Origin of the sequence: Bariatricus sp. TF06-38A (assembly GCF_027690675.1) — a bacterium.
GTDB classification, from domain to species: Bacteria; Bacillota; Clostridia; order Lachnospirales; family Lachnospiraceae; genus Allocoprococcus; species Allocoprococcus comes.
Map to the genome: position 1 here is coordinate 43,531 of NZ_JAQFCE010000023.1, position 13,997 is coordinate 57,527.

The following is a 13,997-nucleotide window of genomic DNA, read 5'->3' on the forward strand; positions in this document are numbered from 1 at the left end:
AGGAAAAAGCAAATGAGTGAAAAATTATTAGATGTAAAAAATTTACATACCTCTTTCTTTACGCATTTAGGAGAGGTGCAGGCGATCCGTGATGTCAGTTTTGGATTAGATAAAGGCGAGATCATTGGTATTGTAGGTGAATCAGGCAGTGGGAAGAGTGTTACGTCACTTTCTATTATGGGACTGCTTGCATATCCGGGAAGAGTAAAAGACGGGGAGATTCTCTTTAACGGAGAAGATCTTTTGAAGAAGAAAAAAAGTGAGATGCGTAAGATTCAGGGGGATCACATTGCTATGATCTTCCAGGATCCGATGACATCATTGAATCCGTTATTTAAAATTGGTGATCAGATTACAGAAGCCATTCTGACACATCATAAAATTAAAAAAGAAGATGCAAAAAAACGTGCACTTGAAATGCTGCGGCTGGTAGGTATTCCTTCACCGGAAAAAAGATTTCATTCCTACCCGCATGAATTTTCAGGCGGTATGAGACAGAGAGCAATGATCGCGATGGCACTTTCCTGTGAGCCGGAGCTTCTGATCGCAGACGAGCCGACAACCGCGCTGGATGTTACCATTCAGGCCCAGGTACTGGCTCTTATGAAAGAATTAAATGAAAGACTTGGAACAGCTACTATTTTGATCACACATAACTTAGGATGTGCATCAAGTATCTGTGACAGAATCATCGTTATGTATGGCGGAAAAATTATGGAAGAAGGAACAACAGAAGAAATCTTCTATGAACCGCACCATCCATATACCATGGGACTTTTGAACTCTGTACCAAAAGTAACCGGAGAAGCATCAAAAGAAAGACTGGTTCCGATTCTTGGAACACCGCCGGATATGCTTCATCCACCGACAGGCTGCCCGTTTTATCCGCGATGCAAATATGCAATGAAGGTATGCGCATCCATGCCGGTGCCGGAACAGTATATCAGTGATACACATCGTGTAAGCTGTTTTATGTGCCATCCGCAGGCACCTCGGAACGAAGAGTACGAAAGTCAGAAAGGAGGAATCCGACATGCCAAATAATACACTTCTGGAAGTAAAAGACCTGAAAATGTATTTTGAGAATAAAAAAGGATTTTTAGGTAAAAAAATCGAGTATGTAAAAGCAGTGGACGGAGTTTCCTTCAAAATTCAAAAGGGAGAAACAATCGGACTTGTAGGAGAGTCCGGATGTGGAAAATCTACAACCGGATATTCGATCATGCGTCTCTATAAACCGACAGCAGGAGAAATCATATTTGATGGGAAAGATATTGCACAGTTGAGCGCAGCCGAAGTATGGCCATATAGAAAAAGAATGCAGATGATCTTCCAGGATCCATATGCATCTCTGAATCCTCGTATGACGGTTTCAGATATTATCGGTGAGCCACTGGATATTTATCATCTTTATGAAGGTAAGGAAAGACAGGAACGCATCTATGAATTGTTGAATACAGTTGGTCTTGGAAAAGACCATGCCAGCCGTTATCCTCATGAATTTTCAGGTGGACAAAGGCAGCGTGTCGGGATTGCAAGAGCACTTGCAGTAAATCCGGATTTTGTAGTCTGCGATGAGCCTATTTCGGCACTTGATGTCAGTATTCAGGCACAGGTAGTAAATATGCTTGAAGATCTGCAGGCAAGTCTTGGACTTACTTATTTGTTTATTGCACATGATCTTTCTATGGTCAGACATATTTCCCAAAAAGTAGGTGTTATGTACCTTGGATCTCTGGTGGAATTTGCAGAGACAGAAGAATTATATGAGCAGACACTGCATCCATATACAAAAGCATTGATGTCGGCGGTTCCTGAGCTTGACCCTGCGATCAGTAAAACTAAGAAACCGGTTATGTTGCAAGGAGATGTCCCGAGTCCGATCGATACACCGGTTGGATGTAAATTTGCATCCAGATGTCCATATGCTACAAAACGTTGCCATGAAGAAAGACCAATCTTCAGAAATGTTGGAAATGAACATTATGTAGCCTGTCATCTGGTAGAATAATGCATTTAACTTTGCTACAATGGAAGTAGCATTGAAGCAGTCAATAATCTGAATATCTGATTAGAGGAGAAAAAGAAAATGCATGAATTAACACAATTAATCAAAGATGATATGCGTCCGGCTCTTGGAGTAACTGAGCCGGGAGCGATCGCATATGCGGTTTCAAAGGCAAAATCCTACATTTCTGGAGAACTGGAACAGGTTACACTTTTGCTGAACAGCGGTATGTATAAAAATGCGTATACATGTGGTATTCCAAACAGCCACTTTTACGGGAATGAATATGCAGCAGCGCTTGGAGCCGTAGCAGGAAAACCGGAGAAAGAACTGGAGAGTCTTGCGGATGTAACAGAAGCTGACAATGTGGCAGCAGAGCAATTAGTAAAAGACGGAAAAATCGTTGTGAAAATGAGTGAGATCACAAGCCGTATTTTTATCGAAGCCCGTGTAAAGACAACAGGTGGAGAGGCGATGGTTCGAATCCGCGATGCACATACGAATATTGTTCGTATGGAAGTAAATGGAGAAGTGATTCTGGAAAAAGAAGAGACATCCGGAGAAAGTAGTCATGAAGAGAAAGCTTTGATCCACGATTACACATTAAAACAGATTTATAAATATGCTAAAGAAGTTCCGGCAGAGGAAATTGAATTTATCAAGGCTGCCTATGAGATGAACTATGCTCTTTTTGAAGAAGGAATCCAGAACCCGAGAACAACCTATGCACGGTATTTGCTTGAGAAAAATGACGGAAAGATTATTTCGGATGATGAGTTAAAAACTGCATCTTTACTTTGCAATGCAGCAATTGAGGCCCGTGTGATCGGACTTGACAGACCGGCCATGAGCATTACCGGTTCCGGGGCACATGGAATTATTGCAACCATGCCTCTTTACGGTGTTTGCAAGATTCGCGGATTAAGCGATGAAACCTTATATCGTGCCACCGCATTAAGCTATCTTATTTGCATGTATATCAAAGAGTATTCCGGTAAGCTTTCTGCTTTCTGTGGCTGTGGCATTGCTGCCGGTACAGGAATGGCCTGTGCGTTGGTTTTCCTTCATGGAGGTGATGAGCATGCAATGGCAAGAACGATCAACAACATGTCCAGCAGTATTACCGGTATGATCTGTCATGGCGGAAATAAGGGCTGTACGATGAAAGGAGTCGTGGCGGTAAATGCCGCATTTCAGTCGGCGGATTTTGCAATGCATGAAATCTTTATTGATGATATTCATGGAATCAATGGGTTTACACCGGAAGATACCATGCGTCATATGGGAGAGATCGCATCACCGGGAATGATCGGAACGGAGAAGACGATCGTAGATATTTTACAGGAAAAAAGTGAATAGAAACTATATATAGGGTGATATTTGAATAATGTAAAAGCCTTTAAATTGATTGAAAAAGATCAGTTTGAAGGCTTTTGTTTTCTTTGAAGAACATCATGAAGAACTATCCTACTGTGCAAAACATTGTTTAGATAATTAAAAAATTAGTAAAAATTGATTAACGAGTTGAAAATTTCTATAGAATTTGCATGAAAAAGAATTGTAGTATATTATAAATGCATCGGCTTTCTGCCCTTTTGACCCTGGTATCATCATAAAAATGCATAGTAAGAAGAAAGGAACACACCATGGATTTCAAATACTGCAAATTAGAAATTTTCATCCCGGAAACACATCTTCCGGCTCTCCAGAAAACCCTCCAGGAAGTAGATGCCGGACATATCGGGAACTATGATTCCTGTATGTCATCAAGTGAAGTGACCGGATACTGGCGTCCGCTTGAAGGCTGCAATCCTTATATTGGAAATGAAGGAGAGATCAGTAAAGAACCGGAAGTAAAGGTTGAAGTCACTGTATTTACAGAAGCAGTTGACAGGACAATTGAAGCAATCAAGAAAGTTCATCCGTACGAAGAACCGGTGATCAATGCGATCCCGATCCTGAGAACTTCATTTTGATGTAAAAAAAGAAGCTTAATAGTCAGAACAGAAATGGTAAAAAGTGAGCGTTCAGATTAAAGAAAATTGATTCTAAAATTTGTTAATAAAGTAACGGAAAAGTTGCATAAAGAAAAACATCTTTTTTCAAATAACAAGCCTGATTATTGGCAAAAAAATTGTAGAAACTGTACAAAAAGTATATTTTTGAAAAAATTATTTGCATATAATTGTGCAATGTGATATAGTGAAGTCAAGTTGAAAAAGCAATTGAAGAGAGATGCCGTGACAGGAGAGCGAATGTTATATCAGCCATGAGGCTGTTACAAGAGGCGCTCTTTTTTTGTGTATACGATGAGCCAAGTGCCGATTTGTGCTTGCACAAGGATCTACATTTGGCGAATGTACATCATCGAGCTGCTAAGTGAGATGCTGTACGGAGTATACAGATCGAGCAGAAGTCAGCCTGCTCGATTATACGATGAGTCAAGTGCAGAGGCTGTACAAAATATACAGAGTGGGCAGGAGCATCCTACTCGATCATAGTATGAGGGGTGAAAAAATGAACAGTTTTTTTCATGAAGCAGTAGAAGAAAATCCGATCATTGCAGCAGTAAAGAACATGGATGATTTAAAAATCTGCTGTTCTTTGGAAGATATCCAGGTTGTGTTTATTTTATTTGGAGATGTCTGTTCGATCCGTGAGATCGTCCAACAGATAAAAGATTCCGGGAAGGTTGCGATGGTTCATGTAGACCTGATAAGCGGTCTTAGCAGTAAGGAAATTGTCGTAGATTTTATTCGGAAAAATACAGAAGCAGATGGAATAATTTCCACAAAAGCCGCATTGATTAAAAGGGGGAAGGAACTTAAGATGTTCACAGTCCTAAGGTATTTTCTTCTGGATTCAATGGCATATGAGAATATCAGACAGCAACAACACGCCGTGAAGCCCGATTATATCGAAGTACTTCCGGGTGTGATGCCGAAGGTGATCGGAAAAGTCTGTAAAATGTCAAAGACACCGATCATTGCAGGTGGTCTGATCTCGGACAAAGAATCTGTGATGGCGGCACTTTCAGCTGGAGCGATCGCAGTTTCATCTACGAATCATGAAGTCTGGAAAATGTAAAACAAAAGTAACAGAAGATATTTAAACAAAGTACAGGTATTTGAGGATGAGTAAGTAGCGAAGCGGCATAGAATATCCGCTTTACTATAAAACATGCAAAGCAGCGATTTTTATTAAAGGAGGAAAAAGAGTATGGCTAAGTATGTAATGGCACTGGACGCAGGAACAACAAGTAACAGATGTATCCTGTTCAATGAAAAAGGAGAAATGTGCAGCGTTGCACAGAGGGAATTCACACAGTATTTCCCGAAACCGGGCTGGGTTGAACATGATGCAGATGAGATCTGGGCAAGTATGCTTGGTGTAGCCGTTGAAGCAATGAACATGATTGGGGCAGAAGCAGAGGACATTGCAGCAATCGGTATTACAAACCAGAGAGAGACAACCATCGTCTGGGACAAAGAGACAGGAGAGCCGATCCATCATGCAATCGTATGGCAGTGCCGCAGAACTTCTGAGTATTGTGACAGTCTGAAGGAAAAAGGACTTACCGATAAATTCAGAGAAAAAACAGGACTTGTTATCGACGCGTATTTTTCAGGAACAAAGGTAAAATGGCTTCTTGATAATGTGCCGGGAGCAAGAGAGAGAGCAGAAAAGGGAGAATTATTATTCGGTACAGTTGAGACATGGCTGATCTGGAAACTGACAAAAGGTGCAGTTCATGTAACTGATTATTCAAATGCTTCCCGTACGATGCTGTTCAATATCAATACGCTTGAATGGGATGATGAGATTCTTGCAGAGCTGAACATTCCGAAATGCATGCTTCCAGAACCAAAACCGTCAAGCTGTGTATATGGAGAAGCAGATCCTTCTTACCTCGGTGGACCGATTCCGATCGCAGGAGCAGCAGGAGACCAGCAGTCCGCACTGTTTGGACAGACATGCTTCAATGCAGGCGAAGCAAAGAATACATATGGAACCGGATGTTTCATGCTGATGAATACCGGTGAGAAACCGATCTTCTCAAAGAACGGACTGGTAACAACCATCGCATGGGGACTGGATGGAAAAGTAAATTATGCACTGGAAGGTTCAATTTTCGTGGCAGGAGCTGCAATTCAGTGGCTGAGAGATGAACTTCGTATTATTGATTCCGCACCGGATTCAGAATACATGGCTAAGAAAGTAAAAGATACAAACGGATGCTATGTAGTACCTGCATTTACCGGACTTGGAGCACCGCACTGGGATCAGTATGCAAGAGGAACGATCGTAGGAATTACACGTGGCGTTAATAAATATCACATTATCCGCGCAACTCTGGAATCCCTTGCTTATCAGGTAAATGATGTTCTGGAAGCAATGAAAGCTGACTCTGGAATTGAACTTGCAGCACTTAAGGTTGACGGTGGAGCAAGTGCAAATGATTTCCTGATGCAGACACAGTCTGACATCATCAATGCACCGGTTAACCGTCCGCAGTGTGTAGAGACAACCGCAATGGGAGCTGCTTATCTTGCAGGTCTTGCAGTTGGATACTGGGCAAGTAAAGAGGATGTTATTAAGAACTGGGCAATTGATAAGACATTCGAGCCAAAGATTGCAGATGAAGAAAGAGAAAAACGGATCAAAGGCTGGAATAAGGCTGTCAAATATGCTTACGGATGGGCAAAAGAAGATTAGATTTTGACAGTAAAAAGGAAATGAAAACGGAACATTGAATAGGGAAAAGGGGGACTTATTATGTTACCTTATATAGCAGAGTTTCTTGGAACAATGATACTTATTATTCTTGGAGATGGAGTAGTAGCAAATGTGAACCTTAACAAATCCGGTATGAAAGGTGCCGGTGCGGTTCAGATTACATTTGCCTGGGGTCTTGCAGTTCTGCTTCCGGCATTTATTTTCGGAGAGGCTTCAGGAGCTTCCTTTAATCCGGCACTTACAATCGCGCTTGCAGTGGACGGAAGTTTTGCATGGTCGATGGTTCCTGGATATATCATCGCCCAGATCGCAGGAGCATTCGTAGGCGGCTGTATCGTTTATTTACTTTTCAAAGGACAGTTTGACGCCACAGAAGATCCGGGAACAAAGCTTGGTGTATTCTGTACAGGACCTTCGATTGCAAACACAGGACTGAATATTTTCAGTGAGGCAGTTGGAACATTTATCCTTGTATTTGCGATCAAGGGAATTGGAAACGTGACAGGACTTTCCACAGGCGTTGACAAATTATTTGTATTCGGAATTATCGTATCAGTAGGTATGTCACTTGGCGGACTGACCGGTTATGCGATCAACCCGGCAAGAGATCTTGGACCAAGACTTGCACACGCAGTACTTCCAATTAAAGGAAAAGGTGATTCAAACTTCGGATACGGTCTGGTTGTACCGATCATCGGACCAATCATCGGAGCAATCGCAGCAGTATTACTGTATGGGGCAATTCCGTGGTAAAAGTTCAGAATTGAAAATGGTAATGGCATGAGATGAGAGAGCCTGACAGGATAACCGCATAAAGGAAATGCGTTTACTTGGCAGGCTCTTTTTCATAATCAGGAAGTTCAGGAAGAAAAAAACAGTTATTAAGGAGTGATCTGGGAATGTATGATGTAATAATTATCGGAGCTGGAGTATCCGGTGCGGCAACAGCAAGAGAGCTGTCACGTTATAAAGTGAAGGCATGTGTAATCGAGAAAGAAGAGGATGTATGCTGTGGTACTTCCAAGGCAAACAGTGCAATTGTCCATGCCGGTTATGATGCGGCAGAAGGATCGCTGATGGCAAAACTGAATGTCAGGGGAAATCAGATGATGGAACAGCTTTCAAAGGATCTGGATTTCCCATTTAAGAAAAATGGCTCTCTGGTTGTATGTCTGCATGAGGAGGATATGCCGAATCTTCAGGCACTGTATGACCGAGGTGTTGCAAATGGTGTTAAGGAGTTAAGAATTCTTAACTGTAAGGAATTGAAAGAAATGGAACCGAATATTTCCGATCAGGCGTATGCCGCACTTTATGCACCGACAGCCGGAATTGTATGTCCGTTTAATCTGAACATTGCAATGGCTGAGAATGCAAATGTAAATGGTGTGGAGTTCAAATTTGATACGGAAGTTACGGATCTTAAACCAATAGATGAGGGATGGGAAATCCATACAAATAACGGAGTTTTTCAGACAAGGTACGTGGTAAATGCAGCCGGAGTCTATGCAGACAAGTTTCATAATATGGTAAGTGAGAAGAAGATCCATATTACCCCTAGAAGAGGAGATTACTGCCTGCTTGATAAGAGTGCGGGAAGTCATGTGAGCAAGACGATTTTTGCACTTCCGGGAAAATATGGAAAAGGTATTCTGGTTGCACCGACGGTTCACGGTAATCTGATCCTTGGACCAACGGCGATCGATATCGAAGATAAAGAAGGGACCAATACAACAAGAGAAGGTCTGGACCAGGTGATCGAAAGAGCAGAGATGAATGTGAAAAATATTCCGCTCCGTCAGGTGATTACTTCATTTGCCGGACTTCGTGCACATGAGGACGGACATGAGTTCCTGATCGGGGAAGTGGAGGATGCAAAAGGATTTATCGACTGTGCAGGCATTGAATCACCGGGACTTACCAGTGCACCGGCAATCGGAGAAATGGTGGCACAGATCCTGAAAGAGAAAATGAATCTGGAAGAAAAAGAAGATTTTATCGCAACAAGAAAGGGTGTTCTAGATCCGAATACACTCAGCAAGGAAGAAAGAATGGAACTGATCAAAGAGAAACCGGAATATGGAAATATTATCTGCCGTTGTGAAATGGTTACAGAGGGTGAGATCATGGATGCAATCAACAGACCGCTCGGTGCCAAATCTCTGGATGGGGTAAAACGCAGAACAAGAGCCGGAATGGGACGATGTCAGGCTGGATTCTGTTCACCGAGAACGATGGAGATCCTGGCGAGAGAACGCCATGTGAGTATGTTCGAGATCACAAAATCCGGTGGAGATTCTAAAATTGTCACAGGTACTAATAAGGATTCGTTATAAGAGGGAGGCATTGCATCATGAGAGCTTATGATATTGTTATCATTGGAGGAGGACCGGCAGGACTTGCGGCTGCAATTTCGGCGAAGAAAAGCGGAGTGGACAGTGTTCTGATCCTGGAAAGAGACAAAGAACTTGGCGGAATCCTGAATCAGTGTATCCACAACGGATTCGGACTCCATACATTTAAGGAAGAACTGACCGGACCGGAATATGCAGGACGTTTTATTGATCAGGCGAAAGAACTGAATATTGAATACAAGCTGAATACAATGGTTATGGATATCAGCCCACAGAAGGTTGTCACCGCAATGAACCGGGAGGAAGGTCTTTTCGAGATTCAGGCGAAGGCAGTTGTCCTGGCAATGGGATGCCGTGAACGTTCCAGAGGTGCACTTAATATTCCGGGTTATCGTCCGGCGGGTATTTTCTCGGCAGGTACGGTACAGAGACTGGTCAATATCGAAGGCTATATGCCGGGGCGGGAGGTCGTGATCCTTGGTTCCGGCGACATCGGACTGATCATGGCGAGACGAATGACATTTGAAGGCGCAAAGGTTAAGGTTGTTGCAGAGCTGATGCCGTATTCCGGAGGGCTTAAGAGAAATATTGTACAATGTCTGGATGATTATGATATTCCGCTGAAGCTGAGCCATACCGTTGTGGACATCAAAGGGAAAGAGCGGCTGGAAGGCATTACACTGGTACAGGTGGACAGTCACGGAAAACCAATTCCGGGAACTGAAGAAGAATACAGCTGTGATACGCTTCTTCTTTCCGTAGGATTGATCCCGGAAAATGAAATTTCAAGAGGCATGGGCGTGGATATGAACCCTGTCACATCAGGACCAAAGGTAAATGAGAGCCTGGAAACAAACATCGAAGGTGTATTTGCCTGCGGAAATGTCCTGCATGTGCATGACCTGGTTGACTTTGTATCGGAAGAAGCCGGAACTGCAGGAAGAAATGCTGCGGAATACGTCAAACTGGGAGAAGAGCGCAGACAGGATGGAAAAGAGATTCGGATGAATCCAGTCGAAGGTGTCCGCTATACAGTTCCGGGAACGATTAACGTAGACCGGATGGATGAGAACCTGACCGTGCGTTTCCGTGTGGGCGGTGTCTACAAGAACTGTTATATCAGCGCATATTTTGATGATGAGAGAGTGATCCACAGAAAACGTCCGGTTGTTGCACCGGGTGAGATGGAAGAGATTAAGCTGACAAAAGAGCAGCTTCTGAAATATCCGGATCTGCAGACCATCACAGTAAAGATTGAGGAGGCGTAGACGATGGAAGAGAGAAAATTGACATGTATCGGCTGTCCGATGGGCTGCCCTCTTACAGTTATAATGAATGGGAAAGAAGTAGTGGGTGTAACCGGAAATACCTGCAAGCGCGGTGATGTATACGCAAGAAAAGAAGTGACGAATCCGACGAGAATCGTAACTTCGACCGTGCGTGTGTCCGGCGGAAGCATCGACATGGTATCGGTGAAGACGAAAGAAGATATCCCGAAGGGCAAGATCTTTGAATGTGTGAAGGCGCTCAAAGGAATTGAAGTTCCGGCTCCGGTTCATATTGGGGATGTGATTCTTGAAAATGTGGCGGACACGGGCGTGGATATTGTTGCGACGAAGAATGTTGAATAAAAGGAAAAGAAGGAGAAGTCCTGTATGGTGACGGAAAGGGTTGCCATATGGGACTTTTTTATATTGTATTCTGGAGAAACATTTTGTGATTTCGTGAAAATCTAAGTATAAACATTTCTGTTTTTCGTTAAGAAATGGGTATAAACATTTTCTATTTTCGTTAAAAACTAGCGTAAAACATTTCTGTTTTTCGTTAAAAAGCAAGGAAAAACATTTCGTGTTTTCGTGAAAAAATGTATAATAGGAGAATCAAAACATTGCGCAGGAGGACTTTCATGGAACCATTCTATTATACCAAAATGACGAAACAGCAGCAGGCAGCATACCATGTAATCATGCAGGGAGCGAATGCACTTGCGGATGAATTTCAGATACCGCGCATAGAAAGTGCGGAGCTTTATGATGTCTTTTTCAGGCTTCGGCTGGATCATCCGGAGATTTTCTGGATGACAGGATATAAGTATAAATACTATCAGGACTCTCCGAATCTGATCTTTGTACCGGAGTATCTGTTTGACAAAAATAAAATCCGGGAGCATCAGAGGGCAATGTCCTCCAGAGTAGAAAAACTTGCGCGGGCGGCAAAAGATTTGTCTGAATGGGAAAAGGAGAAATATATTCATGATTTTATCTGTGATAATGTGACTTATGATAAGCTGAAAAAGGCGTATTCCCATGAGATCATCGGTCCACTTGGACATGGAGTTGGCGTATGTGAAGGGATTGCAAAATCTGTGAAAGTACTCTGTGATGCGCTTGGAATCTGGTGCATGATCGCAGTCTGTGGTAACAATCCGGAAAAAGGGATCAAGTACCGTCATACTTGGAATATCGTAAAAATTGGTGGTACATATTATCATCTGGATGCAACTTTTGACAATACGCTTGGTAAACACAGTGCGGCAGGACAGGAGATCCGCTATGATTATTTCAATCTGGACGACAAGAAGATTTTCCGGGATCATGAACCGCTGATCGCACCGGCACCGGTCTGTACGAATGGGGATCATTTTTATTATCGGGAGAAGAAACTTTCCTTTACAAAAGAAGAAGATGTCTATAAACGGTCGCTGCAGGCGGCTAAGAAGGGCAGGATATTGACCTTTCAGTGGAGAGGCGGCTATCTGACAAGAGAAGTTTTGGAGAAACTTTTGGATCTGCTCCGGAAAGCCGGAGAAGAGAAGCAGAAGGCTGCCAGGATCAGCCTCAACTGGTCGCAGGCAGTGATCCGTGTCAGTTATGTGGAGGACAGAGGACTTGCCTGTGTGGATATGGAAGAGGCAAATGAAGGAGAAAAGGAATAGATGAGTGAACTGGAAATACAGGAAAATATGTCAGCAGAGGAAGCGTTCATGGATACAGAAAGTGCATATGAAGAAATTCCGGAGGCCTTCCAGAAGCTTGCCCAGTTACTCGGTCAGGATCAGTTTGAACTTCTGTTTCCAGACAAAGATGTGGAAAACCAGGATGAAATGCGTCTGGTGTATCTGATGAATGATGCAGTGGAAAGCTTTCTGGTATTCTCTGGTGCAAGAATGACCGGACATTATCAGAAAGATTATGAAGGAGAGCTGGACGCAACTTTAAGCCAGGAGGATGGAGAATATGTACTTGTCGTATATCAGGGCGAAACGGTTGTGACCATTTTCTTCCAGGATCTTTCGCTGGAGATGAATCTCTATAATTACGGAGATATAGGACATTTCTGGTTGAAAGGGTATGAGTATCTGCGGATTCTGGAATATCGTCTGGCGATTCTGAGTGATAAATGTGAATATCTTGGAGAAAAGGCAACAAGTGATACAGAACGGAAACTTGCAAAACTGGTACATTTTCCTCCGCTGAACTATACCTGTTATCCGGCAGTTCCGGCAAAATATATTGTCCCGATGGAAGATCCGTGGAATCCGACCGAAGAGGCAATGGATGTAATGGAAGAGCTTGCTGTGGAGAAAGGGGACAGAAGCATGGTAAGGTGGCTTCGTTTTTACCGGAAGCATCACGGAAAAGTGATGAGCAGATGGCTTGCAAGGCTGTTACACAGAAGAAGCCATGCAGATATGATTGACCTGCTGGATAAAAAGCTTGCAAAAGAAGCAAAAAATTATCCACGAAGAGATTTTGGAGAGAAATTTAACCAGAAGTACGAAAAAGTTTTACAGAAAGCAGAGCAAAGAAAAGAAGAACTGGAGATAAACGGGCAGAAAGTGACGCTTGTGCGTGAGGAACCGTTTTCTGCTGCAAGAGATTTGGTGGATTTTAAGGTGTATCTGATGATATGGAAAGAAAAAAGGGGAGATCGGATCGTGGAAATCGAAGAGTTTCTTTGAATTTTTGTAAATAAAATAGAAAAATAATTTAAAATAAAAAGTATTTTTTGATGATGAGGCAAATAGGGATAGATGGTTGAAATCAGTAGGATAAGTGTTAGAATAAAAGATAAAATAGAAAAGTAATTTTAGTAAAATTAGTTTTTTAAAAGACATATTTTGCTTGAATATTGGGGAATAGAAAAGGCAAAATGTGTAAAGTATATTATTAGAAGGTGGGGAAATGCATGGATGCTAATCATGAAATTATTATACCTAATAAAGGATTACCATTTAAAATGTTTATATTTGAAGGGAAAAACGGAAATTATGTAAGAAATAAACATTGGCATACATCAATAGAGATTTTTGCTGTTTTTAAAGGTTCAGTAAGATTCTTTTTAAATGATGAAGAATATTATTTGAAAGAAGGTGAATTTGTTATTGTAAATTCAAATGAAGTGCATTCTATTTTTGCACCAGATTTAAATTTGACATTAGTTATTCAAATCCCACTTGTTGTTTTTGAAGAGTATTATATTGAGAAAAATTTCATTACATTTTCACATGATTCCAATTATTGTGATAAAGATATGATGGGTATAATGAAAGAGATGTACAGAGCCTATGTAGCAAAGAAGTGCGGGTATGAATTTCTAACTCAAACAAAGTTTTATCATTTGTTATATTTAATGGTAACAGTGTATAGGATAACAGATGTAAGTGATGAAAGAATAAAAAGTTATAAGCATTTGAATCGTCTGACAGATATAACAAATTATATTAAAGAAAATTATGAGGGAGATATCTCTCTTGAAAGTCTGGCAAAAATATTTGGATATTCTCCGACCTATTTGTCGAAGATGTTTCAAAAGTATGCGAAAGTTAGTTATAGGGAATACTTGCAGAGTATTAGCCTGCAAATAAAAAGTCAAGGCTAAATTTAAGAACATTGAAA

13 protein-coding genes are annotated in these 13,997 nt (G+C 41.8%); all 13 read left to right on the plus strand.

Annotation, left to right across the window (positions count from 1 at the left end):
* The first annotated feature begins 12 nt into the window (after nucleotides 1-12).
* The 13 genes from PG418_RS14930 to PG418_RS14990 all read left to right on the plus strand — a co-directional run bounded on the left by PG418_RS14930 (nucleotide 13) and on the right by PG418_RS14990 (nucleotide 13,980).
* The gene (locus tag PG418_RS14930; RefSeq protein ID WP_022220050.1) at nucleotides 13-1,044 is read left to right on the plus strand and encodes an ABC transporter ATP-binding protein; all 1,032 of its coding nucleotides are present in this window, start codon (nucleotides 13-15) and stop codon (nucleotides 1,042-1,044) included.
* Nucleotides 1,034-2,011 (plus strand): ABC transporter ATP-binding protein, encoded by a 978-nt coding sequence (locus PG418_RS14935; RefSeq protein ID WP_008373311.1) that lies wholly within the window; start codon nucleotides 1,034-1,036, stop codon nucleotides 2,009-2,011. The genes PG418_RS14930 and PG418_RS14935 overlap by 11 nt, the downstream gene beginning before the upstream one ends.
* A gap of 78 nt (nucleotides 2,012-2,089) precedes the next feature.
* On the plus strand, nucleotides 2,090-3,367 hold the full coding sequence (locus PG418_RS14940) for an L-cysteine desulfidase family protein (RefSeq protein WP_498837627.1): 1,278 nt from the start codon (nucleotides 2,090-2,092) through the stop codon (nucleotides 3,365-3,367).
* Between the two features lie 287 nt (nucleotides 3,368-3,654).
* Nucleotides 3,655-3,984, plus strand: coding sequence for a divalent cation tolerance protein CutA (gene cutA, locus PG418_RS14945; RefSeq protein ID WP_270223057.1), 330 nt, complete (start codon nucleotides 3,655-3,657; stop codon nucleotides 3,982-3,984).
* A 541-nt stretch (nucleotides 3,985-4,525) separates the two neighbouring features.
* Nucleotides 4,526-5,095, plus strand: coding sequence for a glycerol-3-phosphate responsive antiterminator (locus PG418_RS14950; RefSeq protein ID WP_055155471.1), 570 nt, complete (start codon nucleotides 4,526-4,528; stop codon nucleotides 5,093-5,095).
* 132 nt (nucleotides 5,096-5,227) lie between these two features.
* On the plus strand, nucleotides 5,228-6,724 hold the full coding sequence (glpK, locus tag PG418_RS14955) for a glycerol kinase GlpK (RefSeq protein WP_008373317.1): 1,497 nt from the start codon (nucleotides 5,228-5,230) through the stop codon (nucleotides 6,722-6,724).
* Nucleotides 6,725-6,784: 60 nt separating this feature from the next.
* Nucleotides 6,785-7,498: an MIP/aquaporin family protein gene (locus PG418_RS14960; protein WP_022220047.1), complete on the plus strand. Its 714-nt coding sequence runs from the start codon at nucleotides 6,785-6,787 to the stop codon at nucleotides 7,496-7,498.
* A 146-nt stretch (nucleotides 7,499-7,644) separates the two neighbouring features.
* The gene (locus PG418_RS14965; RefSeq protein WP_055155469.1) at nucleotides 7,645-9,081 is read left to right on the plus strand and encodes an NAD(P)/FAD-dependent oxidoreductase; all 1,437 of its coding nucleotides are present in this window, start codon (nucleotides 7,645-7,647) and stop codon (nucleotides 9,079-9,081) included.
* Between the two features lie 17 nt (nucleotides 9,082-9,098).
* The gene (locus PG418_RS14970; protein WP_498837628.1) at nucleotides 9,099-10,367 is read left to right on the plus strand and encodes an NAD(P)/FAD-dependent oxidoreductase; all 1,269 of its coding nucleotides are present in this window, start codon (nucleotides 9,099-9,101) and stop codon (nucleotides 10,365-10,367) included.
* A 3-nt stretch (nucleotides 10,368-10,370) separates the two neighbouring features.
* On the plus strand, nucleotides 10,371-10,730 hold the full coding sequence (locus PG418_RS14975; RefSeq protein WP_055155468.1) for a DUF1667 domain-containing protein: 360 nt from the start codon (nucleotides 10,371-10,373) through the stop codon (nucleotides 10,728-10,730).
* Between the two features lie 275 nt (nucleotides 10,731-11,005).
* A complete protein-coding gene (locus PG418_RS14980) occupies nucleotides 11,006-12,034 on the plus strand; it encodes a transglutaminase domain-containing protein (protein ID WP_173685258.1) in 1,029 nt (342 codons plus the stop codon).
* Nucleotides 12,035-13,060, plus strand: coding sequence for a DUF3878 family protein (locus tag PG418_RS14985; RefSeq protein WP_446821247.1), 1,026 nt, complete (start codon nucleotides 12,035-12,037; stop codon nucleotides 13,058-13,060). It abuts the gene before it with no gap.
* 227 nt (nucleotides 13,061-13,287) lie between these two features.
* The gene (locus PG418_RS14990; RefSeq protein ID WP_498837629.1) at nucleotides 13,288-13,980 is read left to right on the plus strand and encodes an AraC family ligand binding domain-containing protein; all 693 of its coding nucleotides are present in this window, start codon (nucleotides 13,288-13,290) and stop codon (nucleotides 13,978-13,980) included.
* The last annotated feature ends 17 nt before the right edge of the window (nucleotides 13,981-13,997 follow it).

Bases quoted from the DNA above. Each gene is read 5' to 3' on its own strand.
- PG418_RS14950 (WP_055155471.1), top strand. From the start codon at position 4,526: ATGAACAGTTTTTTTCATGAAGCAGTAGAAGAAAATCCGATCATTGCA.
- PG418_RS14990 (WP_498837629.1), top strand. From the start codon at position 13,288: ATGGATGCTAATCATGAAATTATTATACCTAATAAAGGATTACCATTT.
- cutA (WP_270223057.1), top strand. From the start codon at position 3,655: ATGGATTTCAAATACTGCAAATTAGAAATTTTCATCCCGGAAACACAT.
- PG418_RS14965 (WP_055155469.1), top strand. From the start codon at position 7,645: ATGTATGATGTAATAATTATCGGAGCTGGAGTATCCGGTGCGGCAACA.
- PG418_RS14970 (WP_498837628.1), top strand. From the start codon at position 9,099: ATGAGAGCTTATGATATTGTTATCATTGGAGGAGGACCGGCAGGACTT.
- PG418_RS14985 (WP_446821247.1), top strand. From the start codon at position 12,035: ATGAGTGAACTGGAAATACAGGAAAATATGTCAGCAGAGGAAGCGTTC.
- PG418_RS14940 (WP_498837627.1), top strand. From the start codon at position 2,090: ATGCATGAATTAACACAATTAATCAAAGATGATATGCGTCCGGCTCTT.
- PG418_RS14935 (WP_008373311.1), top strand. From the start codon at position 1,034: ATGCCAAATAATACACTTCTGGAAGTAAAAGACCTGAAAATGTATTTT.
- PG418_RS14960 (WP_022220047.1), top strand. From the start codon at position 6,785: ATGTTACCTTATATAGCAGAGTTTCTTGGAACAATGATACTTATTATT.
- glpK (WP_008373317.1), top strand. From the start codon at position 5,228: ATGGCTAAGTATGTAATGGCACTGGACGCAGGAACAACAAGTAACAGA.
- PG418_RS14980 (WP_173685258.1), top strand. From the start codon at position 11,006: ATGGAACCATTCTATTATACCAAAATGACGAAACAGCAGCAGGCAGCA.
- PG418_RS14930 (WP_022220050.1), top strand. From the start codon at position 13: ATGAGTGAAAAATTATTAGATGTAAAAAATTTACATACCTCTTTCTTT.
- PG418_RS14975 (WP_055155468.1), top strand. From the start codon at position 10,371: ATGGAAGAGAGAAAATTGACATGTATCGGCTGTCCGATGGGCTGCCCT.